The following is a 21,152-nucleotide window of genomic DNA, read 5'->3' as shown; positions in this document are numbered from 1 at the left end:
GTATTCGCAGTTCAGATTACAAATCTTCTACTTTCAATGGTTTGACATCCTTAAGCAGCGGATGGTTCTTGTCTGCTTCTGAAACTTCTGCTTCTTCAAGATTTTCCCATTTGATGCCAAGTGTGGGGTCAGCATAATTGACAAAGGCATACTTAGGCTTCAATTCAAGTGCCCAGTAGTCGTTGACAAGGTAGCTGTAGGAAACAGTATCTGATAGTACTTGGAAACCATTTGCGACACCACGTGGCACGAAAATACCTTTTGAGGCATCAATGACTGTTTGGTAAGTGTTACCAAATGACTCACCTTCACGGAGGTCAACCCAAGAGCCTAGCACTTTACCGCCATCAGCGACTGAAATGTATTTGTCCCATGGTTCTGCATGTAGGCCACGAAGTACATTTTTACGTGAGAAGCTCACATTGTTTTGGAGCTTTCCTTCTGCAAAGAAACTTTCTGGAAAACCAAGTGGCACCATTTTTGCTTTTTGGAAGTTTTCTTTGAACCAGCCACGATTGTCTCCATGAACTGGAATATCAAATTCGAGCATTCCAGGAATACCTTCAACTGGACGCGCAGCTAATTCTTTTTCAAAAAATTGTTCTGTCATTAGGCTTCTCCAATCAAACGGAGCAAGTATTGTCCGTACTCATTTTTCTTCAATGATTGTGCTAAGTCGTGCACTTCTTCTTTGGTGATGTAACCCATGCGGTAAGCAATTTCTTCAAGGTTAGCTACCTGAACATTTTGCATGCGTTGAACAGTTTCAATGTATTGAGCTGCTTCAAGCAAGCTTTCGTGAGTCCCAGTATCTAGCCAAGCAAAACCTCGCCCCATAACTTCAACTGACAAGTTTCCACGGTCAAGATAAGCCTTGTTAACATCTGTGATTTCAAGTTCCCCACGAGGGCTTGGTTTGGTGTTTTTAGCAATCTCAACAACATCATTGTCATAGAAATACAAACCTGTAACCGCATAATTTGATTTAGGGTGTTCTGGTTTTTCTTCGATTGAGATGGCATTCATCTTGTCATCAAATTCAACCACACCAAAGCGTTCTGGGTCTTTAACTTGGTAACCAAAGACAGTCGCCCCTGATTCTTTAGCGGCAGCTCGTTGCAACATAGCTGATAGACCTGGACCATGATAAATGTTATCTCCAAGAATAAGCGCAACGCTATCATCACCAATAAAGTCCTCCCCAATGATAAAGGCTTGCGCCAAACCATCTGGACTTGGTTGAACTGCATAAGACAAGGAAATACCAAATTCTGAACCATCTCCAAGAAGCTCTTCAAAACGTGGAAGGTCCTGCGGTGTTGAAATAATCAAAATTTCCTTGATTCCAGCCAACATCAAAACTGATAGGGGATAGTAAATCATTGGTTTATCATAAACCGGCATGAGCTGTTTTGAGGCAGCGCGAGTCAATGGATACAAACGTGTCCCTGAACCACCTGCTAAAATAATACCTTTCATAGTAAGGTCTCCTCTTATATATTCATCTTTTTTATTATAGCATGAACTGAGGAGACTGTCATCCTTTAGTTGGACTAATGTAGTGACAAACAGGGTAATCTGCTTCTGCCAACCATCCCTCTTGACCTAAAATAAGCATAGCTAATTCATGACCGATTAAAGGACCAACCGTCAAACCAGTAGAACCCAATCCGCTGGCTACAAAAACATTAGGTAAGTCTGGGATTTCTCCGTAGAAGGGTGAGAAGTCACTTGTATAGGCACGAATCCCCACACGCTCACGCGCTTCTGTTGCATCTGAAAATCTTAGAAAATAGGCTTGCGCTTCCTGCTCCATTCGATTTAACAAGTCATAGTCTACTGCCAAATCAAAGCCCATGTCATTTTCATGACTAGCTCCCATGGAAATTTTTCCCTTGTTAAAAGGGATGATATCCAATTCACCTTCGGGCATCACCACTGGATAAATATCGGTCGCCAAATTATCAAAATAGTAATCACGCAGTTGCCCTTTTTGCGGACGAACATCAACTCGGTAACCATGCTTCTCTAAAATCTCACCGAGCCAGGCGCCAGTTGCTAAGATAAGTTTGTCATAATGCTGTCCTTGAATTAAGTAGTCGGTGGCTGTCACTTCAAAATCAACTCTTTCCGAAATCACAGAAACTCCACTGGCAGCTAACAAAGTAGCCGTTAATTCTTCTCCCTCAACACGAGCCCCACCAGAAGCATATAAAAGCTCACCAAATCCCTCTAAGTCTGGAAAAAGAGTGTTAGCTTGATTTTTAGATAAGTTTTTAAGCTCACCAATCAAGGGGGATTCTTCTCTACGTGACAAGGCTAAATCGTATAATTCCTCAAGCTTACTTTCATCCCTTTTAAGAATAAAAACGCCAGTTTGTTGGTAAAAATCAGTTGACTGACCAGCTTGTTTTAAATCTTCTACTAAGATTTGGTAAAAGTCTGCTCCCAAACGAGCCATGCGATACCAAGCCTTATTGCGACGCTTTGAAAACCAGGGGCTGATAATACCAGCGGCAGCTTTTGTTGCTTGACCAAGGCCGTAATCAAAGACAGTGACATCGACCTCTTCTGATTTTGAAATATAGTAGGCTGCTGTAGCCCCAACCACGCCTGCACCAATAATAGCAACTTTTGTCATGTGAACTCTCCTTACAAGTGATAGAAAGGATTGGTCGTAGCTTGACTTTCTAAAATCGTCACATCCCAATTATTTTCGGCTTTCCAAGCATTGAATTTTTCAACCAATTTATCGATAAAAAGCACCTCGATGTGATGCCCAGGGTCAATCGCAAGCATACCGTTGGTAATCATTTCTTGGGCTGTGTGATAATAAATATCTCCTGTGATATACACTTGTGCCCCTTTTTCCATTGCGTCACGATAAAATCCTTGACCACTTCCGCCACAAATCGCAACACGGTTAACGAGAGTTTCTTGATTTCCATAAGCAACTAGGCGTACACTATCCAAATGGAATTTTTCTTTTACTTTTAATGCAAAATCAAAAAAAGACTGCTTCTCAATCTTTCCGATACGACCAATCCCATAGCTATCTGCAGTTGGTGTCAAAATGTCAGTGTCCGTAATCTCCAAGAGCTCACAAAACCAATCATTTAAACCATCTGGCACAATATCAATATTGGTATGGCTAACATAAACGGCAATATCGTGCTTCACCAAGTCAAGGTAAATCTGATTTTGTGCCGTTGCAGCCAAGTCCTTAAGCGGTTTAAAAATCGGAGCGTGTTTAACAATAATCAAATCAACACCTTTTTCAATTGCTTCTGCAACTGTCGTCTCACGAACATCAAGTGCAATCATCACACGATTAACATCCTTATCAAGGGTGCCAATTTGAAGCCCTGAAATATCTCCTTCCATAGATAATTCACGTGGGCAATACGCCTCATAACGAGCAATAATCTCACTTGCTTTCATTGATAGCCTCCTTAATTGCTGCTATTTTTTGTGAAATGGTTGCACGGTCATCGATAAGATTTTTAGGAACATGTGGCAAAGCAAACTCTAATTTTTTCAATTCACGTTTCCAACGTAATTTGAAGATTGCTGATTTTTCTTGATTTAAAAATGGTCCAAAACGCAATTCTGTATCCGACAAAGTCATTTCCCCATGTTCTACCACCATGATTTCGTAGAATTTATCATTTTCAGTTATGATTTTTTCCGCAATAATTTTGAAATGATTTGCCATAAGCCAAGAACGAAGCTCATCCTCACGGTTATTAGGTTGTAAAATCAGACGCTCAACACTTGCTAATTTATCAACGCCAGCTGCGAGAATATCAGCAATCAAACCACCACCCATGCCACAAATGGTGATAGCTGTCACATTATCAGATTCGTCAAAAGCCGCTAAACCGTCTGCTAAACGAACAGCGATTTTATCACCTAAACCAGCTCCTGCAACATTATGAAGTGCTGATTTATAAGGTCCTTTAACCACTTCACCTGCAATAGCAAATGAAATTTTTTCCTCTTCTGTCAAAACAATTGGTAAGTAAGCATGGTCACTTCCAACATCAAGTAAACGTGCCCCCTGCGGTACAAATTCCGCCACAGCAGCCAAACGTTGTGATAATACTGTCTGCATACATTTTCCTTCTAAAATATATCATTCATTTCAATTATATCAAAAAGAACTGCTTAATTATTTTTTACATTATCTTTGTAATACTTACAGTAGGATTGAACTGGGCAGATGTCACATTTTGGCTTTTTAGCCAAGCAATGATAACGTCCAAAGAAAATCAAGCGATGATGTGTTAAAATCCAATCTTTCTTTGGAATTTTCTTCATCAAGTCTTGCTCAATTTCGGTAACATCAGCATCTGGTGCTGAGATATTGAGACGTTTAGCGATACGAGACACATGAGTATCCACAGCGATGGATGGGATACCATACACTTCTGCCAAAACAACATTAGCCGTCTTACGTCCAACTCCAGGCAAACTTTCAAGCTCCTTATGAGTCTTTGGAACCTTGCCATCAAAATTTCGTAAAATAGCTCGCGCTGTCTTGACGATATTTTTAGCTTTATTTTTATAAAGACCAATCGTTCTCAGACAATCTTCAACATCTTCTAAATTTGCATTGGCTAAATCAGCAATTTCAGGATATTTTTTCCAAAGGTTTGGCGTGATTTTATTAACCGCCTTATCTGTAGTTTGCGCAGATAAAATGACCGCGATTAGCAATTGAAATGGTGTCTCCCACTCCAATTCACCACGTGCCTCTGGATACATCTCACCAATAATAGCTAAGATTTTCTTTAAACGTTCACGTCCTACTCTCATTAGTCACTCCATAAATCCATAGCAGCTAGAAAATCATCTGATACGGATACTTTGCCTGCTTTCGAGTCCTCGTGCTCTTTACGACGTTCCTCAACTTGACGCATTGTTGTAATCCCCTCACGACGCCAGTTACGTAAAATCGCATTAATATAATTCCAATTTGTTTTACCATTAAAAACAGCTTCACGAAGGGCTGCCCGAACCAAATCAGGGTCTGTCTTGTCCTCACGAATTGTTTTTTGCAAATCTTCCAGTTCAAATGGACTAAGCATACGTCCTAACTCACGCTCAAAATCTTCAACCAATTCTTTGATAGGATTTGAAGCTTGGTTTTCTTGGGTCTCTGCCGGTTTAGCTAACAAGTCATCTAAAAGTGCTAAGACTGGACTTGCATCAAAAATAACCTCAATTTCACTACCAAGCTCAATGGTTTTCATATCCAAAAGACCTTGCGCTGTCAAATCAGAAATCGAACGATTCACTTCGGCAACTGTTTTGTCTAAAGCAGTTGCAATTTGACTAGGCGCCAAGTCATCCATTTTGGTCGTGTTTTGCAAATAAATAAACTGCCAAATCAAAAAGTCATCTGAACTTTTGAAGATATCTTTATAATGAAAAAGAAGAGCGCTTGGTAACACCAAATTACCCGATTTAAAATTTTCTAAAAAACTCATAATAATATTCCTAAAAGTTAATCGTATCCATCAAGTCATCCGAGATAGAGATTTAGCACGTTTTATTGTCAGAAAATCAGCCCTGTCTGATTATAGGTAACCATAAAATGAAAAGTCTTTTTCCAGTTCTTCCAATGAATATGGAGTTTCCTGATAAACAGCATAATTAATCCAGTTACTAAAGAATGTTGTTGCTGCCAAATTCCAGTGCATTGGCACATTTTGGGCGGGGTCGTCATTCAAATAATAGTGTTCTGGAATGTTAGGATTTTTTCCAACCTTAACATCACGTTTATATTCCCTATCAAGGGTTTCTCGATCATATTCTAAATGTCCAAAACTATAAACTTCACGCAAATCTTTACTAGCCACAATAGACAAGCCAACAGCTTCACTAGCCGCAATAACTTCCAAGTCATCAATTTTTTCAACGTCTTCACGACGCACCTCGGTATAACGTGAATGTGGCGCCATAAAACTATCGTCGAATCCACGTACGATAGGATTTTCAGGACTAACAACGTCTTGTGAAAAAATACCTGATAACTTACAGTCTAACAAAACTTTTTTGATACCGTATTTATAGTATAAACCCGCTTGTGCTCCCCAACAAAGATGAAGAGTTGAATAAACGTGTGTTTTAGACCAATCAAAGATTTGACAAAGTTCGCTCCAGTAATCAACTTCTTCATAATCCAAAGTTTCAACAGGAGCACCTGTTATGATTAATCCATCGTAATACTTATGTCGCACATCGTCAAATGTTTTGTAAAAAGTTTCTAAATGTTCAGCAGTTGTATTTTTAGACTCATGACTCGTCATATAAAGAAACTCAACATTAATCTGCAAAGGCGTATTGGCTAACAGGCGTAAAAGCTGTGTCTCTGTTACTTCTTTTGTTGGCATCAAGTTGACAATGAGAAAATCCATTGGTCTAATATCTTGATGTTTAGCACGTTTATTATCCATAATGAAGACATTCTCTTTACGTAAAATGTCTAACGCCGGCAGTTCTTTATCAAGTTTTATTGGCATGAAAATATCTCCATTCTATAATATTGTCTTACGTAATATTATAAAATATGGAGATATAGTTTTCAATTATATAATTTCTCTAAGCAGTTATAGTTTTTAGCTATAATTACCCTGGGAAATTCATTAAAACTTTTGTATCGTAACCTTCAAGTGCTTTACGTCCGTTCAATCCGTCCAATTCAACAAGGAAAGCACATCCAGCTACAACACCGCCAAGGCGTTCTACCATTTCGATAGTTGCTTTAACAGTACCACCTGTTGCCAAAAGGTCGTCAACGATAAGAACACGTTGTCCAGGTTTAATAGCGTCAGCGTGCATACATAATGTATCAATGCCGTATTCTTTTTGGTAATCAGCTGAGATTACTTCACGTGGCAATTTACCAGGTTTACGAACTGGTGCGAAGCCAATTCCGAGTTCAAAGGCAACAGGGCAACCGACGATAAATCCGCGTGCCTCTGGACCGACGATCATGTCAATCTTTTTGTCAGTAGCATACTGTACAATTTCGCGAACAGCATAGCTATAAGCATTTCCATCTGCCATCAAAGGAGTAATATCACGGAAAGTGATTCCTTCTTTAGGATAGTTTTCAATTGTAGCGATATATTTTTTTAAATCCATTTTCTTCCTTCTATGGGCTTTTTGCCAAAAAATGTTTTTACATTTCATTATAGCATATTTTAGAGAAATCGGGGAAATAAATAATAGATTTTTTAATTTCTCCTACTAAAGGGAACCTCACCTTTGAGATTCCCTTAAATTATTAGTCTACTAAGCCAAGCAATCGTCGGCTGTAAAAAACTTGACCAGACTGCATGCTGGCATCATTGATAATGGAGACCAGACGCACACCGCGTGTGACTGCTGGCGTCCAATTGTTATCAACGATATCATCTAAACTGGATTCTGTTAGAGTTTCAACATAATTTATCGCTGCTATTGTAGCAGCCTTTAAATACCCGAATAAAGCTTCCCTATTATCACTTTGAATTAAGCGTGCTTCTGATAAACTATGCGCCCAATCTTGGACATCGTCAGCTATAGTAAAGAGAAATTCTGCTTTCCAATTTTGGATATGCCAGATTGGCTTTTCATCTGCCAAATCGGCAATTTGAAAATCGAGCTCTCGTGCGGTATGCCAAGCTAGCCAAGTCATGGATTTAATCTGCGGCGCTTGATTCGCCACAGGGAAACGATCAGTTTCCTCTATCGTCACACCATTAAAAGCACGCTCGAATCGCTCGTAAGCACGATTAAGATTATCTATTAACAAATCTTTGTATGTAGTCATCTTATCACCTTGATTGCTACTTATTTTGATAAAATACATTCCATTCTTTTTGAAGAGGGTAACGAATTAACTGACTGCTATCAAGATTTTCTTGATGCATATCAACTGCTGTTACTTGTGAATTTTCATAAGTTGTGTAGTAATAAATCTCCTTATCAGCGTTCATACAAGAACTATAAATAGTGTATTCATATCCATCGCTTTCATCAACATAACATAAGCCTTTTTGTTGTTCAACAGATTTTAAAATATGGAAGAATTGATTAACACTGCTAGCTTCAGAACTATCAGCTACTGCATTTAATTTTGTAAATGCTACTTTAACAAAACGAGACATTGATGACAAATCACCTGGAAGTCCTAATCCTCCCATGCCACGACTGTAAATATCTAAATTTAAGGCATCTGAAAATTTATTATCAGATACTTTTGGAGATAAATGATGGAAATTGTTAAGATTAAATAACTGTTTATCAAAAGTTGGCTTATTAGTTAAAACACCAGTTGGATTATCATAAATAGTTACTTTTCCCTTCACAGGTTCAACAACAATCGATTCTTTGTTATCTGAAAGCATCCAATGTAAAGGTGATACAGGAAAGTTTTTACTAAAAGCATCATTGGTTAAGTTCAAATTTTGACATAAGCTACGTACTTCTGCTAAGGTTTCACATTGTGATAATACCTAAAGAATAAATTCAAAAGAAGCAACATTTGTTTTACCTTCTTTCGCTGGTTTAAAATCAGCGTTTTCTGGGAAATTTAATCCTGCCATACTCAACCTTTTTCATTTGTAGCATCATAAAACAGAGGATAATCATCTGCAACTGTTGCCATTCCAATAATAGCTAAATGATTATCTTGCTTTGTCTCATATTTAAACGAAAGAGGGTAATTTCTAGGGAAAATCGTGACCTCTTCATGATAAGAAAAGTCTAAGTCAAGATTTCGACCAAAGTAATTATCTTTAGTATGATAAGTTATAGCTGTACACATAGAGCTATCTCCTTCTAATAAGAAAGCCAACAAGACCAAGCTAGCAATCTATATCAAAACGAACAAGGTCTTGATATCCAATGTTCTTTATATTTTTATTATAATTCTAATCTTTTTTAATTCAATTATTTGGCTAACTAATTATCTGATTTTATACAATTTGTTGACTAAAATAGTATGCAACAATATTATTGTATTAATTATGCAATACTTAAAATAGAGGATTCTAAACTTGATTATAGATTCAATGAAAAAAAGTAATGGCATTTTATAATTGACAGTTGGAACAGTCGTTTTTATAGTGTTCATCATAAATTCTAATTTTCTACAAAATATAAGCACGGAAGCTACAGTTGTTGACGTTTCTCTAAGATTTTTGCTTAGCGTTAATTTAGCTGGTGTTTGTTATTACTTTATCAAATCTGAAAAGTTATTTAACAAGTCTATTAAACTATCAAGAATGTCTAAAATTTGGCTAACAATCTTAATTTTACTTTTTATTGCCTTTTTAATAGTAGCTTTAAATATTGGAGATAATATTCAAGGAGTCTTATCGGGCGGGTTTGGACTCTTTCTACCTTCTCTGCTGGTTGCATTATTGGCGGGAAGATTTGAAGAATTTTTAGTGCGAAGATTATTTTTCTCCGGCATTTTAAATCTTTTCCAAAATAATCGTTTTAAATTAATATTAACATCACTAATCTCCTCAGCAATATTTGGGCTACTGCATTTGGTCAATATCATACATAGACCAGTCCAAGCTGTTTTACAACAAGTGTTCTATGCAACAGTGATAGGTTTAGTCTTTGCTATTGTCCGCATAACTGCTAATTCACTTTGGCTACCCACCCTAATTCACGCTTTAATCGATTTTCAGCCAACGATTACATCCGGAACAGTTGATGTAAATTCGTGGTTAACACTCATTATTATTTATTTGCCACTAGCACTTTTTTCTATCATTACACTGTTTAGATAAAAATCTTAATCAGCAAGAAACTAATTTATAAATTTATACTCTCAAAAACCGACAGTTCAGCAAGAACTTGTCGGTTTTTTCATTATCATAATATTTTATAATAATGCCAAATAGGAGGTGTCAATATGTTTAAACAATTAAAACAAACTGCCAATCAATTAGGACGTATGCATAAAGAGCATCTTATCAACCAATCAGGGTCAACCACTGATGATAGCTTGGATAAGGTACGTTCAGGACAATCTTATCTTGATATGAACCAAGGCATGGATAGCAAAATTTTTGAGGTTCGTTTTAAAGAACGTGTCTCTGATAGCGATTTGACCGAAGCGATTCGTTATACCTTAATGCGTTTTCTATACATTAATACACGTTTGATTGAGCTAGACGGTGACTTTTACATCGTACAAAGTCCTGTCGCCATGGTTGCACATCTCACCAAAAACCTTGGAAAACTTGGCAGCCTGCGCACTAATGAACATTTGGTAGAAGTCACTTATCATAAAAATTCTGCTTATTTTGCTTTTCACCATGCTCTTTGCGACGGTCGCGGTGTCAAGCCATTGCCAAACTTTTCCCAGATTTTGACAAACCAATCAATGCTAACATTGCCACCGATATGCGTGCAGCACTTGGTTATGAAAATACCTTTAAAAATACTGTCAAATCAATGATTCTACCATATACCAAAAACGATACAAGCAAAACGTTTAAGGAAATTACTACCAACTATCGGACTTATCTCAATCAACAAAAAGACATTGATTTCTTTAACAAAGAGGCTAATGGTATCATCGGACTTTATAATAAACTAGATGAAGCGCCGTCATTTGAAGAGAAACAAAAACTATTAGCTTTCATGGAAAATATTCAACTCAACACTTACACCATTAGCTACATTGGACAATTCATTCTCAACGAAAACGAGCAATATATTAATAGTATTCACCTTTACAGCGCAGGAACAATCGGACTTTCAATTAATATGATTTGTACCAGCGGTAAATTCACCATTGATGTCAAACATAATTATCCAGAAGATACCTATGTCAAACCATTCCTTGAAATCTTGGCAGAATTGGGTATCACAAACACCCAAGTTTCTGACAGTATCCCATTTACCACACCAAAAGACGGCTTGAAAAACCGAAATTAAAAAAGATTCACCTAGCTCTTTTATGAGTCTAGGTGAATTTTTTTGTATGATACATAATTAACGATATGATATTCTTACTTTTTTAGTCATTTACCAAACAAAACCGTCATCATCATTAGTAACGTCTTTTGTCTTTCTAGTGGTATTTTGCGTTTGATTTTGTAAAGCTTTACCAATCAAAGCCCCTGCTGCAGCCGCTGCCGAACCTGCTAGCAAAATACTCCCAAGACCAAATCCGCCTCTTCGATAACCTTAAGGTGGGCGATGAGGGAACGAGGTCCATCAAAACCACCAGGTCCACCAGGAGCTCGATCAAAATTATTAGGCATATTACTTTACCAAGAGAACTTCGCTCTTTCCTTTCATTGCTTTTAAAGATTATAGTAAGTAGCATACGGCGTTTTACTTAAACAAAACTAAATAAAACGGCTTACACATTAAAAATCAGCCTTGAGACCTAGGAAAATAAAAAAACAGCCACCATAAGATTGCGCCTATCGTAACTGTTTTTAATGAATCACTATTTTTAATAGAAGGAATGTCCTGACATTGATTTTTGCAAACCAGAATAACCATAGTTAGTAATTTTATCAGATGAATCCACTGACCATTTTTTATCTCCTTTTCCCAAATAGTTACGCTTTCTATTATGCCTTAAACAAAGCTTAAAATAAATATCAAACTAACATTTTTATTAACAAAACTTAATATTCGATTTAGTTTGAAATAACAAATTAATAATCTCCTTGGAACTATAATATTCCAAGGAGATTATTTTTAGTCATCTTCATCAGTCAGCCAATCGTAAATTTCTTGTGGGGTTCCGAGTGCCATTAGCTCTTGAAATTCAACTTGTTGTTTGAGGTCTTGGTAGATTTGGCTTTCTGAAATACTACGTTTCTGGGCATCTTTGTTGACGACCATAACACCATCTGTGATAGTTACAAAATCTAATTCATCAAAAATCTGAATCATTTTAATGAGCAAAATATCAGGGATGTTAAGGTATTGACTCAAATCTTTCAACTTGTAGCGGACATCAAATTCTGGGAATTGATAAATAGTTTTATAAAGCTTAGCAAATTGGTCACGCGTGCCATAGCCTGTCAGATAATAAGCACGTTTAATATGATTTTTAAAATAAACGGCTTCAAAATGACGACCGACAAAGAGTGATTTCAATTCTTCAGCCTTATCAGGAATGTCTAACACCACAACTTCATTTGCCGTGCTGTCTTCAGCCAATACTGGAACACGTTCTGGAAGGCTAGCCGTTTTGGAGCGAATATCAATCAACTGAACACCCTCAACATGCGCATCTTCCAACATTAATTGTACAGTCATTTGACCATTCCACTTATTAATCGATAAGGTCGTTGCAAGGCAAAGATTTTGTGCTTGTTGAAATTCCTGCGCCAGATGTCCTTGATTAAAGGCAACAAGATCAATTGCCGTTGTGCCTTGGGCAATTTTTAATTTTAAATGCGCACCATTTTGCCCCATAGTGCGTGCTTGTTTCACCACAAAATCTTTAATTTCAAAAACTGGTTTTGGATTGTCCATGCCAAATGGTGCCAATTTTTCAAGACTTTGCACGGTATCAAGGTCAATCTCTGATAGCTCCAGAACCTCATCAATAACAAGCTCTTTTTTCTGTGATAAGTCAATATCATTTTCAGCAATATAATCACACAAAACTTGTAATAATTTATCAAGATTTTCAGTCACCAAGGTCATTCCAGCAGCACCAGCATGTCCACCAAAGGCTTCAAATAAGTCACGGTGCTCATCAAGAGCATGGAAAATATTAATGGTCTCAATACTTCTGGCTGAACCTTTAGCAAGCCCATCTTCGATATTTAAAACAATCACTGGCTGCGCGATTTGTTCTGAAATACGCCCTGCGACAATTCCTAAAACGCCTGGGTGCCAGCCTTCTTTAGCCAATACTTGCACTGGCTTTTCCAAATCAACCATGCTCATGGCTTCATCGAAGATTTTCTGAACAATTTCCTTGCGTTCTTCGTTTTTAGCATTAATCATCTTGGCAATGTTATGCGCTTCTTCATCATCAAAGCCAGTCAATAATTCGACAGCAGGATTTGGATCATCTAGGCGACCAAGTGCATTTAGCTGCGGAGCAATTTTGAAACCAACCGTTTCTTCATTGACATCTGCCATATCCACGTCTGAGACTTTCATCAATTCAATCAGACCAATGCGTTCGGTTTGTTTCAGAATTTCAAGTCCGACTTTAACCATAATACGGTTTTCATCAGTCAAACTCACCATATCAGCAATTGTTCCAATTGCCACCAGATCAAGCATTTCTGTCGGAATAGATTCTAGCAAAGCACAAGCGACTTTGAAAGCAACGCCACAGCCAGCCAGATATTTGAACGGATAATCAGCTTTTGGGTGTTCTGGGTGCACAATCGCAAATGCTTCTGGTAGCTCTACTGGCAAACTGTGGTGGTCTGTCACAATAACATCTACCCCCTGACTTTGTGCGTAGGCAATCGCTTCGTGCCCTGCTACGCCATTGTCCACCGTGATAATCAAAGAAACGTTTTGCTGCTCAATGAAATATTTATAGACCGATTCATTGGGACCGTATCCGTCTGTGAAACGATTTGGCAGATAAACTTGAGCTTCAGCGCCTAACATTTCAAGGGCTTCTTTCATAATACTGGCACTAGTCATTCCGTCAGCATCATAATCACCATAAACCAAAATTTGCTCGTAGTTCTCAATGGCTTGGCGAATACGCACAACCGCTTTATCCATGTCATGTAAAAGGTAAGGATCATGCAATTGTGACAAATCCGTTGATAAAAATTGATTCATTTTTTCTGCCGTATCAACACCTCGGCTATAAAGAATCTGACTAGCTAATTCTGTTAGCTTTTCTTTTTTTGTCAGTTCAAAAAAGCCATTATCTGGCTCTTTTTCAATATTTTTCCAATTGTATTTACTTGTTATCATTCACTTCTCACTTCTTATGTAGAGTTGAAACGACGCTTGTTTTATTTGTAATTAAATACTTTTCGAGCTAGAAAATCTGCGATTCTTGGGAAAAGTGTGTAAGCTTTGTGAGCTGCCGCAAGCGACCAAGGCATATTTAGCTCACGCTTATTCTTGCCAAAAATGGCAACGGTGCGTTTTGCAACGTATTCTGGCTGTAAAACAAACCGCCCAACACTTTTAAGATAGTCTCCTGACGGGTCTGCTTTATCAAAAAATTTCGTTGCAATCGGTCCAGGGTTGACAGTCGTCACGTAAACATTGCTATCAGCTAATTCTAGTCGCAAAGCATTTGAAAAACCAATCACAGCAAATTTTGTTGCAGAATAAACAGAAGATTTGGCAGAAGCAATCAAGCCTGCAATGCTAGCAATATTGATAATATGACCTTTCTCTGCCTTTTTCATCTTTTGCCCCACTAAACGTGAAAACGTCATTGTTGCAAAGGTATTAACATCAAACATGTCACGAATTTGCGCCGTGGTATAAGTATCGAAATCACTAAAATCTCCATACCCAGCATTATTGATAAAAATATCAATGCGTCCATGGATAGCATTGATTTTTTCAACCGTTTCAGCAATCGCTACATCGCTTGACATATCAAGGGCAAAGCAAGCTGTGTTTGGACGATTGCCATAATGTATTTTTAATTTCTTTAAATCACGTCCCAAGGTAATCACATAATCGTCTTTTGGGATGAGTTTGATGATTTCTTGAGCAATACCACCTGTTGCCCCTGTAATGGCTATAATTCTCATAAGCTAATTTCTTCCAAATCTTTAACAAGGTGCGTGTTTTCAAAGACTGTTTTGGCATCATTTTCGACTTGTTTGCACTCACGTCCGAGAAAACGAGGACTAATGTGGTTAAGCAAAAGCGTTTTAGCTGACGCCTCTTTGGCAATTTGCGCGGCTTGCATGTTCGTTGAATGACCATGTTTACGCGCAATTTTTTCATCACCTTTGCCATAAGTTGATTCGTGAACTAAAATATCAGCTCCTAAACCAAGACGAACACTAGCATCTGTCTTACGTGTGTCACCTAAAATAGTAATAATTTTTCCTTTTTTCGGTGCTGAAATGTAATCCTTAGCAATGATTTTTTTTCCGTCTTCTAGGATAACATCTTGCCCACTCTTGATTTTGCCAAAAAGCGGTCCGAAAGGCACACCAGCAGCCTTCAGAGCCTCAGCATCAAGCGTTCCTTCTAAATCTTTTTGCATCACACGATAACCAATACAGAAAATCGTATGATCAAGTTTTTCCGCGTAAACCACAAATTTATCAGTTTCCATAACCTTACCAAGGCTATTCTCGTCAAATTCATGGAAATGAATGCGATATGGCAAGCGTGCTCCTGACAAGCGCAAGCTATTTAAAATATACGAACGAATACCAATAGGACCGTAAACATCAAGGTCTGTTTGTTCCTCGTTTGCTTGAAAAGCTCGGCTAGCCAAAAATCCAGGCAAACCAAAAATATGGTCTCCATGCAAATGCGTGATAAAAATGCGCTTAACTTTACGCGGTTTGATTGTTGTTTCTAAAATCTGACGCTGTGTGCCTTCGCCACAGTCAAACATCCAGACCTCATTGATTTCATCAAGTAGCTTCAAAACCAAACTTGACACATTACGTGACTTTGATGGCTGACCTGCTCCTGTTCCCAAAAATTGTAATTCCATTCTATAATGATAAAAACCGAAGTTTTTATCTCCTTTCCTCTACTGTACTTTTACATAAGCGATGAATTCACGTTGGTCAAAGGTATAATAAACTTGTCCTTTGTAGTGAGCTAGTAATTCTACTAATTCATCACGATTAAAACTTTGTAGCTTAACCACATTTCCTTTTAATTTTGAAACATGGCTGAGCAGACTTTCTTGTGGCGTTAGGTCCTCAAGGACCTCTTCATCAAAATCAATTTTTGACATTTTTACGTGTCCTTCTTCCACATAAACCTTGTATTGTGGGAAAAGCTGTGCCAATTCAAACAAAACATCTGCAGCTAGTGCCTCATTCTTTTCAGAAAAAACACGCGCTACTTCTTTGTCATTTTCATAGGTAAAACCATATGATTTTCCTGATAAATTCAAGCGAATAAAGGGCTTGTATTCATCAAAAGATGGGTTAGCATTTAACAAATGCAATTCTTTAGATAATTCAAAATAATAATCTGTTGCGGCTTCTGGAGATTGTTTTTGATACATTTCCGCAAAATAAGCATTGATAACACTTGGTGGTGGTGTGATAAAACTGAGTTTTTGCTCATCCGTCAACTGCTCCAAGGTATTTTGTAAATAAACTTTATCGAGTGATGTAAAACCACCGTATTTTAAAGCCAAGCTTATATAATCAGTCATAAAATTCTTCTAGTCTCCATTTATTTTTAGGATTGATGTAGCCAGTAATAGTTTCGTATTCTTGAGCAAAGTCATAATGGTCTAGCAAAGCAATTTTATTTAACTCATACAATTTGTAAGCCTGACTTTGGTGAACACGAATGCTAAATGGCTCAAAAATCTCACGAATTTCATTGATAAGCAAACGGCGTAAGAGTGTGCGAGCGTCCTTATCACGCGCAGAAATACACACATTTGGGAAAGTTGTTGCCACCAAATGCTCCGCAACATCCATTTTGTTATAAACAGCTAAGCGCGGAATATCTAGCATGTCCAGCTCTTTTAACAAATTCAAAACCACTTTTTCATGCTCCGCATGATTTGGGTCGCTGGCATCAATAACGTGCAACAAAAGGTCAACGTTACGACTTTCTTCCAAAGTTGACTTAAACGCAGCAACCAGCTCTGTCGGTAAATTTTGGATAAATCCAACAGTATCCGTCAGCGTCACCTGAAATTGATTTTGTAAATAAATTTGTTTGGTTGTTGCAACCAAGGTTGCAAACAATTCATCAGCTTCATACTGTTTATCATTGGTTAAAATGTTCATAATCGTTGATTTACCAGCATTGGTGTAACCAATTAAACCGATTTTAAACACTTGTGATTCGGTGCGTTTATCACGACCTGTTTCACGATTTTTTTCCACAACCTTTAGTTGACGTTCAATATCTGAAATTTGATGACGAATTGAGCGGCGATTAAGTTCTAATTGACTTTCACCAGGACCACGGCTACCGATACCACCAGCTTGTCGACTCAACATAACCCCTTGTCCAACAAGACGTGGCAACATGTATTTGAGCTGAGCGAGATGAACTTGCAATTTTCCCTCATGACTACGTGCCCGCATGGCAAAAATATCCAGAATTAACTGCATACGGTCAATCACTTTGACACCAAGTTCAACTTCCAAGTTGACATTTTGCCGAGGAGTAAGGCGGTCATTGACAATAACGGTGTCAATCTCATCAGCTTCCACAATCGCTTTAATCTCGGCTAATTTGCCCGAACCAATCAAAGACTTACTGTCGTATTTTTCACGCTTTTGACGATAAGAAGAGACAACTTCTGCCCCTGCCGTCTTAGCTAGAGAAGCTAATTCTTCCATTGACATCTCAAAATTTTCCGTCTCTGGCAACTCAACACCTAGTAAAATAACACGCTCCTGACGTTTGCTTGTTTCAATCATCTGCTCACCCCTTTCTCTTTAATCCGTAACTATCATTATAACATAAAAAGTTCTAAAAAGTGTCAGAGACCCTGTTACTCTCTTCTGACATTTCATTATAATTTCTATGACAAATGAAACTCCTTACATAGGGTTACACTACTTTAAAAATTCGTTAACGTCTTGAATAACAGTTTCTTTAAAATCAGCTTCTGAAACAGTATAAAAATTGACAGCCATGCGATTTCTGAACCACGTCAATTGTCGCTTGGCGAAACGGCGCGTGTTCTGCTTGAGTTTTTCGACACAGTCTTCCAAAGAAGCGTCGCCTGTAAAATATGGAAAAAGCTCTTTATAACCAATCGCTCGCGCTGCTTGAGCATTACGGTGATTATCATAAAGCCATTTAGCTTCATCCAAAATACCCTTTTCAAGCATCAGGTCAACACGGTGATTGATATGGTCATAAAGCACCTGACGGTCATCATTTAACCCAATGAGAAGCGCCTCGTAATTCGTTTCTTTGTTTTCAAGATTTTGCCCAAACTTGGCTAGTTCCAAGACACGAATGGCACGGCGACGGTTTATCTCTGGAATCTCTTTTCTCAGCTCTGCTATTTTTCCAAATAAAACCTCATCTGACAATTGTTCCAAGGTTTTGCGATAAGCCAAGACTTTTTCTTGGTCAACCTCGCCGCCTAGGTGATACCCTTCAAGCAAGCTCTGCAAATACAAGCCTGTGCCACCAACGATAATAGGTACTTTGCCACGACTGGCAATCTCCGTAATCGCTTGACTGGCTTCCACCACAAAATCGTAAACAGAATAATTGGCATCAACATCACGCACATCGATTAAATGATGCGGAGCTGCCGCCTGTTCTTCAGGAGTTGCCTTAGCCGTTCCAATGTCCAAATGACGATAAACTTGTTGGCTATCGCCGCTGATGATTTCACCATTAAATTGTTGTGCCAACTCAATTCCCAAAGCTGTTTTTCCAACTGCCGTTGGACCAACTACTGCAATTAATTTTATTTTTTCTGACATCTCGTCTTTATATCCGTCCTAAGCCCTATTTTTTAATAAAAATAACGTTTTCACTTGAATTTTAAGTCATTTTTCGTTACCATTATTATAACACAAAGGCGACTGGACAAGAAGCTTGCGTTCCGTTGCTAATAATGTGTATTATCGATTTTGCCCGCTGTTCTTATCAGTAAGGAGGAGAATTATTATGGCTAAAAAATTTGCATTTGCTAAAGGACTTGCTACTGGAGTTGTAGCTACTGCCGCTACTGTTGCTGGCGCTATTTTTGCGATTAAGAAAAATATTATTGATCCTGAAGAAGAAAAAGCTGCTTTCATTCAAGAAAACCGTAAAAAAGCAGCCCGCAAACGTGTTTCTCACTAATTGCTAAAAAAGTATAAAAAACGCTATGAGTTAGATTGCTCATAGCGTTTTTTGTATTCTTTACAAAATCTCCCATTCTTTGATATCACATTCGTCTAGCAATGCTTGGATTTTGTCAAAAGCTAAGCGAAAATGCTCCAATTTGTGCCCGTCTGAGCCAATGGAATACTTATGTCCCCCTAATTCTCTTACCAAGCCTAAAGCATAGCGATAAAGGTTCTCGTGATGATAGAGGTACATTGATTTACTATTTAACTCAAATGCCAAATCAAAATCAATCATTTTTTGGAAAATGCGGCGGAGCTGTTCTTCATAGGATTGTAATTCTGCCACAGAAACCTCAAAAAGTCGAAAACCATAATCAAAATGAGCTAAAACGTCTGCCTCTACACGACCAATAGCATGTTCCAATTTGTCGAGATATTCTTGAATAATAGCATTTTTATCCATGTCAATCACTTCATCATCTAGATAATCATTAATACCATTGTGGTGAACTGACAATAGTTTCAAATCATAATCTTTATTTGCCAAGAAAGCTGTAATATCTGCCTCGCGTGGCTCATAATAACCAATTTCAATGCCACGCTTGATGCGATTACCATATTTGGCATTCAGCTCAGCTATTTCCTTAGAATAAACGTCATAATCAGGAATGTTATCTTGTTTCGTATAAGGATTTGATAAATCGTAGTGCTCTGTTGTCACAATGTCGCCGTCATAATGCTCTAAGTAATCTTCGAATCGAGCATCCGAATCATAAGAAAAATGTGTGTGTAAGTGATTGTCACGCATTGGTTTTACCTCGCTGTATTTATGTTATATGTCCTTTAATCCCCACCAAAAATTTTTGTCAGTTTTTCCTATTTTACCAAATTTTCAGACAAATACATACTTTTTTCGTTATAGTTTGTAACTATATATAACCCCATAAAAATAACTATTTTTCAAAATGGCAAAGCTTTTATACAATGAACACAGAAGGATAAAGAGGTATTTGAAATGGCTAATTCAAAATTTCAACTCGTTGGTTCGCTTTTGCGACCAGCAGACTTACGTGAATATAAAACAGCGATTGAACATCGTGATGATATTGTTTACCCTTTCTATGATGCTTTTGACGGCTATCAAGAAACCGAAACAGCTGACATCAAAAAAATAATTGCTGAAGAAAAGGCAAACGGTATTGATATTATCACTGACGGTGAATATTCAAAATCAATGTGGCACCTTGATTTTGTCTGGGGACTAAAAGGTATCGAACGCTATATTGCTGACCATGGTTACACTTTTCAAGACCATGACGGTGGTCAATTCGAAACACGCAAAGACATTGGCATTCGTATCACTGAACCACTTTCTGGTAAAAATCATCATTTTCTTGATATTTTTAAACTCGTTAAACAAGAAGCTAGCGATATAGCTACCAAATTAACCATTTGGGGACCTGCGCATGCTTACACTGAATTGGCGATTTTTGACGGATTGGCTGGGGAAAATCAAGTTTACAAGACAAATGAAGAACTAAAAGCTGGTCTTATTAACGCTTACAAGGAATTTTTAACAGAATACAAAGAAGCTGGTGGAGAAATCATCCAATTTGACGATTGTCTCTGGGAACTTTTTGACGAATCTAATCCTGCTAGTTTTTTTGCAGAAGGAAATGGTGGTTTAGCAGACTTGGCAGATGAATTCATCGCTATTAACAACGAAGTTGCTGACTATGGACATGAACTTGGGCTAAAAGTTTGGACACATAACTGCCGTGGAAATTACGAAAGTCGTTCTGCTGCTGGTGGCACTTATGAAGCTATCGCCACAAAATTCTTAAAAGACCAACACTACGACCGCTTCTTCCTTGAATGGGACAGCGAAGTCTCTGGTGACCTTAAAGCTCTTGAAAGTTTGAAAGATAAAGATGCTGAAGTAGTTCTTGGGCTACTTTCAAGTAAAACAACTGACCTTGATGATGAAGAACGCGCTCTAAAACTTTTAGAAGAAGCAAGCAACATCATCCCTAAAGAACGTCTTTTTCTTTCTCACCAATGCGGCTTTGCCTCATGTGATTCTGGAAATGAACTAGCTATTCCACAACAATGGGCTAAAATCAAACAAGGACAAGATATCGCTGCTAAATTCTGGAAATAATATTCTCTGAATTCAAAAATAATTTTATTTATAACTAATAA

General features: G+C 37.8%; 22 protein-coding genes and 1 pseudogene. 4 read left to right on the top strand and 19 right to left on the bottom strand.

The window, feature by feature from the left end:
• Positions 1-16: 16 nt before the first annotated feature.
• The 11 genes and pseudogenes from SMA_RS03940 to bsh all read right to left on the bottom strand — a co-directional run bounded on the left by SMA_RS03940 (position 17) and on the right by bsh (position 8,818).
• Positions 17-610, bottom strand: a complete 594-nt coding sequence (locus SMA_RS03940) for a dTDP-4-dehydrorhamnose 3,5-epimerase family protein (RefSeq protein ID WP_014294335.1) — start codon at positions 608-610, stop codon at positions 17-19.
• Complete coding sequence (rfbA, locus tag SMA_RS03935) at positions 610-1,479, bottom strand: glucose-1-phosphate thymidylyltransferase RfbA (RefSeq protein WP_014294334.1); 870 nt, start codon at positions 1,477-1,479, stop codon at positions 610-612. The genes SMA_RS03940 and rfbA overlap by 1 nt, the downstream gene beginning before the upstream one ends.
• A gap of 58 nt (positions 1,480-1,537) precedes the next feature.
• A complete protein-coding gene (locus SMA_RS03930; protein WP_014294333.1) occupies positions 1,538-2,641 on the bottom strand; it encodes an NAD(P)/FAD-dependent oxidoreductase in 1,104 nt (367 codons plus the stop codon).
• Positions 2,642-2,652: 11 nt separating this feature from the next.
• Positions 2,653-3,441: a Nif3-like dinuclear metal center hexameric protein gene (locus tag SMA_RS03925; protein WP_014294332.1), complete on the bottom strand. Its 789-nt coding sequence runs from the start codon at positions 3,439-3,441 to the stop codon at positions 2,653-2,655.
• Positions 3,428-4,114 carry a tRNA (adenine(22)-N(1))-methyltransferase gene (locus tag SMA_RS03920; protein WP_014294331.1) on the bottom strand — a complete coding sequence of 229 codons (687 nt, stop codon included), beginning with the start codon at positions 4,112-4,114 and terminating at the stop codon, positions 3,428-3,430. The genes SMA_RS03925 and SMA_RS03920 overlap by 14 nt, the downstream gene beginning before the upstream one ends.
• Before the next feature lie 53 nt (positions 4,115-4,167).
• Positions 4,168-4,818 carry an endonuclease III gene (gene nth, locus SMA_RS03915; RefSeq protein ID WP_014294330.1) on the bottom strand — a complete coding sequence of 217 codons (651 nt, stop codon included), beginning with the start codon at positions 4,816-4,818 and terminating at the stop codon, positions 4,168-4,170.
• Entirely contained in the window at positions 4,818-5,492 is a 675-nt protein-coding gene (locus SMA_RS03910) for a DnaD domain-containing protein (protein WP_014294329.1), read from the bottom strand. Before SMA_RS03910 ends, nth begins: the two co-directional genes overlap by 1 nt.
• Before the next feature lie 90 nt (positions 5,493-5,582).
• Positions 5,583-6,527, bottom strand: a complete 945-nt coding sequence (metA, locus tag SMA_RS03905) for a homoserine O-acetyltransferase MetA (protein WP_014294328.1) — start codon at positions 6,525-6,527, stop codon at positions 5,583-5,585.
• A gap of 106 nt (positions 6,528-6,633) precedes the next feature.
• A complete protein-coding gene (locus SMA_RS03900; RefSeq protein ID WP_014294327.1) occupies positions 6,634-7,152 on the bottom strand; it encodes an adenine phosphoribosyltransferase in 519 nt (172 codons plus the stop codon).
• 142 nt (positions 7,153-7,294) lie between these two features.
• Positions 7,295-7,822, bottom strand: a complete 528-nt coding sequence (locus SMA_RS03895; protein ID WP_014294326.1) for a hypothetical protein — start codon at positions 7,820-7,822, stop codon at positions 7,295-7,297.
• Between the two features lie 16 nt (positions 7,823-7,838).
• A pseudogene (gene bsh / locus SMA_RS03890) lies at positions 7,839-8,818 on the bottom strand (choloylglycine hydrolase).
• Between the two features lie 274 nt (positions 8,819-9,092).
• Between bsh and SMA_RS03885 the strand changes: the two are divergent.
• Entirely contained in the window at positions 9,093-9,797 is a 705-nt protein-coding gene (locus tag SMA_RS03885; protein ID WP_014294325.1) for a CPBP family intramembrane glutamic endopeptidase, read from the top strand.
• 538 nt (positions 9,798-10,335) lie between these two features.
• Positions 10,336-10,953 carry a hypothetical protein gene (locus SMA_RS11980; RefSeq protein ID WP_014294323.1) on the top strand — a complete coding sequence of 206 codons (618 nt, stop codon included), beginning with the start codon at positions 10,336-10,338 and terminating at the stop codon, positions 10,951-10,953.
• A 90-nt stretch (positions 10,954-11,043) separates the two neighbouring features.
• On the opposite strand, the gene SMA_RS11975 is transcribed toward SMA_RS11980, so the two are convergent.
• From SMA_RS11975 to miaA, 7 genes are all read right to left on the bottom strand, one after another.
• A complete protein-coding gene (locus SMA_RS11975) occupies positions 11,044-11,169 on the bottom strand; it encodes a hypothetical protein (RefSeq protein ID WP_014294322.1) in 126 nt (41 codons plus the stop codon).
• A 561-nt stretch (positions 11,170-11,730) separates the two neighbouring features.
• On the bottom strand, positions 11,731-13,938 hold the full coding sequence (gene recJ / locus SMA_RS03870; protein WP_014294320.1) for a single-stranded-DNA-specific exonuclease RecJ: 2,208 nt from the start codon (positions 13,936-13,938) through the stop codon (positions 11,731-11,733).
• 41 nt (positions 13,939-13,979) lie between these two features.
• Positions 13,980-14,738 carry an SDR family NAD(P)-dependent oxidoreductase gene (locus tag SMA_RS03865; RefSeq protein WP_014294319.1) on the bottom strand — a complete coding sequence of 253 codons (759 nt, stop codon included), beginning with the start codon at positions 14,736-14,738 and terminating at the stop codon, positions 13,980-13,982.
• On the bottom strand, positions 14,735-15,664 hold the full coding sequence (rnz, locus tag SMA_RS03860) for a ribonuclease Z (protein WP_014294318.1): 930 nt from the start codon (positions 15,662-15,664) through the stop codon (positions 14,735-14,737). Before rnz ends, SMA_RS03865 begins: the two co-directional genes overlap by 4 nt.
• Positions 15,665-15,703: 39 nt before the next feature.
• A complete protein-coding gene (locus SMA_RS03855) occupies positions 15,704-16,342 on the bottom strand; it encodes a cystathionine beta-lyase (RefSeq protein ID WP_014294317.1) in 639 nt (212 codons plus the stop codon).
• Positions 16,335-17,573 carry a GTPase HflX gene (gene hflX, locus SMA_RS03850; RefSeq protein WP_014294316.1) on the bottom strand — a complete coding sequence of 413 codons (1,239 nt, stop codon included), beginning with the start codon at positions 17,571-17,573 and terminating at the stop codon, positions 16,335-16,337. Before hflX ends, SMA_RS03855 begins: the two co-directional genes overlap by 8 nt.
• 138 nt (positions 17,574-17,711) lie before the next feature.
• On the bottom strand, positions 17,712-18,599 hold the full coding sequence (gene miaA, locus SMA_RS03845) for a tRNA (adenosine(37)-N6)-dimethylallyltransferase MiaA (protein ID WP_014294315.1): 888 nt from the start codon (positions 18,597-18,599) through the stop codon (positions 17,712-17,714).
• A 187-nt stretch (positions 18,600-18,786) separates the two neighbouring features.
• On the opposite strand from miaA, the gene SMA_RS10860 reads away from it, so the two are divergent.
• Entirely contained in the window at positions 18,787-18,963 is a 177-nt protein-coding gene (locus SMA_RS10860) for a DUF3042 family protein (RefSeq protein WP_014294314.1), read from the top strand.
• Between the two features lie 60 nt (positions 18,964-19,023).
• On the opposite strand, the gene SMA_RS03840 is transcribed toward SMA_RS10860, so the two are convergent.
• Complete coding sequence (locus tag SMA_RS03840) at positions 19,024-19,758, bottom strand: PHP domain-containing protein (RefSeq protein ID WP_014294313.1); 735 nt, start codon at positions 19,756-19,758, stop codon at positions 19,024-19,026.
• Positions 19,759-19,965: 207 nt separating this feature from the next.
• On the opposite strand from SMA_RS03840, the gene SMA_RS03835 reads away from it, so the two are divergent.
• Complete coding sequence (locus tag SMA_RS03835; protein ID WP_014294312.1) at positions 19,966-21,111, top strand: cobalamin-independent methionine synthase II family protein; 1,146 nt, start codon at positions 19,966-19,968, stop codon at positions 21,109-21,111.
• The last annotated feature ends 41 nt before the right edge of the window (positions 21,112-21,152 follow it).

Source organism: Streptococcus macedonicus ACA-DC 198, assembly GCA_000283635.1.
In the GTDB taxonomy this organism is placed as follows: Bacteria; Bacillota; Bacilli; order Lactobacillales; family Streptococcaceae; genus Streptococcus; species Streptococcus macedonicus.
This window is presented reverse-complemented; position numbering and strand designations above follow the sequence as displayed.

Coding starts and splice junctions, on each gene's coding strand:
- SMA_RS03940 (WP_014294335.1), bottom strand. CDS start 610: ATGACAGAACAATTTTTTGAAAAAGAATTAGCTGCGCGTCCAGTTGAA.
- rfbA (WP_014294334.1), bottom strand. CDS start 1,479: ATGAAAGGTATTATTTTAGCAGGTGGTTCAGGGACACGTTTGTATCCA.
- SMA_RS03930 (WP_014294333.1), bottom strand. CDS start 2,641: ATGACAAAAGTTGCTATTATTGGTGCAGGCGTGGTTGGGGCTACAGCA.
- SMA_RS03925 (WP_014294332.1), bottom strand. CDS start 3,441: ATGAAAGCAAGTGAGATTATTGCTCGTTATGAGGCGTATTGCCCACGT.
- SMA_RS03920 (WP_014294331.1), bottom strand. CDS start 4,114: ATGCAGACAGTATTATCACAACGTTTGGCTGCTGTGGCGGAATTTGTA.
- nth (WP_014294330.1), bottom strand. CDS start 4,818: ATGAGAGTAGGACGTGAACGTTTAAAGAAAATCTTAGCTATTATTGGT.
- SMA_RS03910 (WP_014294329.1), bottom strand. CDS start 5,492: ATGAGTTTTTTAGAAAATTTTAAATCGGGTAATTTGGTGTTACCAAGC.
- metA (WP_014294328.1), bottom strand. CDS start 6,527: ATGCCAATAAAACTTGATAAAGAACTGCCGGCGTTAGACATTTTACGT.
- SMA_RS03900 (WP_014294327.1), bottom strand. CDS start 7,152: ATGGATTTAAAAAAATATATCGCTACAATTGAAAACTATCCTAAAGAA.
- SMA_RS03895 (WP_014294326.1), bottom strand. CDS start 7,822: ATGACTACATACAAAGATTTGTTAATAGATAATCTTAATCGTGCTTAC.
- recJ (WP_014294320.1), bottom strand. CDS start 13,938: ATGATAACAAGTAAATACAATTGGAAAAATATTGAAAAAGAGCCAGAT.
- SMA_RS03865 (WP_014294319.1), bottom strand. CDS start 14,738: ATGAGAATTATAGCCATTACAGGGGCAACAGGTGGTATTGCTCAAGAA.
- rnz (WP_014294318.1), bottom strand. CDS start 15,664: ATGGAATTACAATTTTTGGGAACAGGAGCAGGTCAGCCATCAAAGTCA.
- SMA_RS03855 (WP_014294317.1), bottom strand. CDS start 16,342: ATGACTGATTATATAAGCTTGGCTTTAAAATACGGTGGTTTTACATCA.
- hflX (WP_014294316.1), bottom strand. CDS start 17,573: ATGATTGAAACAAGCAAACGTCAGGAGCGTGTTATTTTACTAGGTGTT.
- miaA (WP_014294315.1), bottom strand. CDS start 18,599: ATGTCAGAAAAAATAAAATTAATTGCAGTAGTTGGTCCAACGGCAGTT.
- SMA_RS10860 (WP_014294314.1), top strand. CDS start 18,787: ATGGCTAAAAAATTTGCATTTGCTAAAGGACTTGCTACTGGAGTTGTA.
- SMA_RS03840 (WP_014294313.1), bottom strand. CDS start 19,758: ATGCGTGACAATCACTTACACACACATTTTTCTTATGATTCGGATGCT.
- SMA_RS03835 (WP_014294312.1), top strand. CDS start 19,966: ATGGCTAATTCAAAATTTCAACTCGTTGGTTCGCTTTTGCGACCAGCA.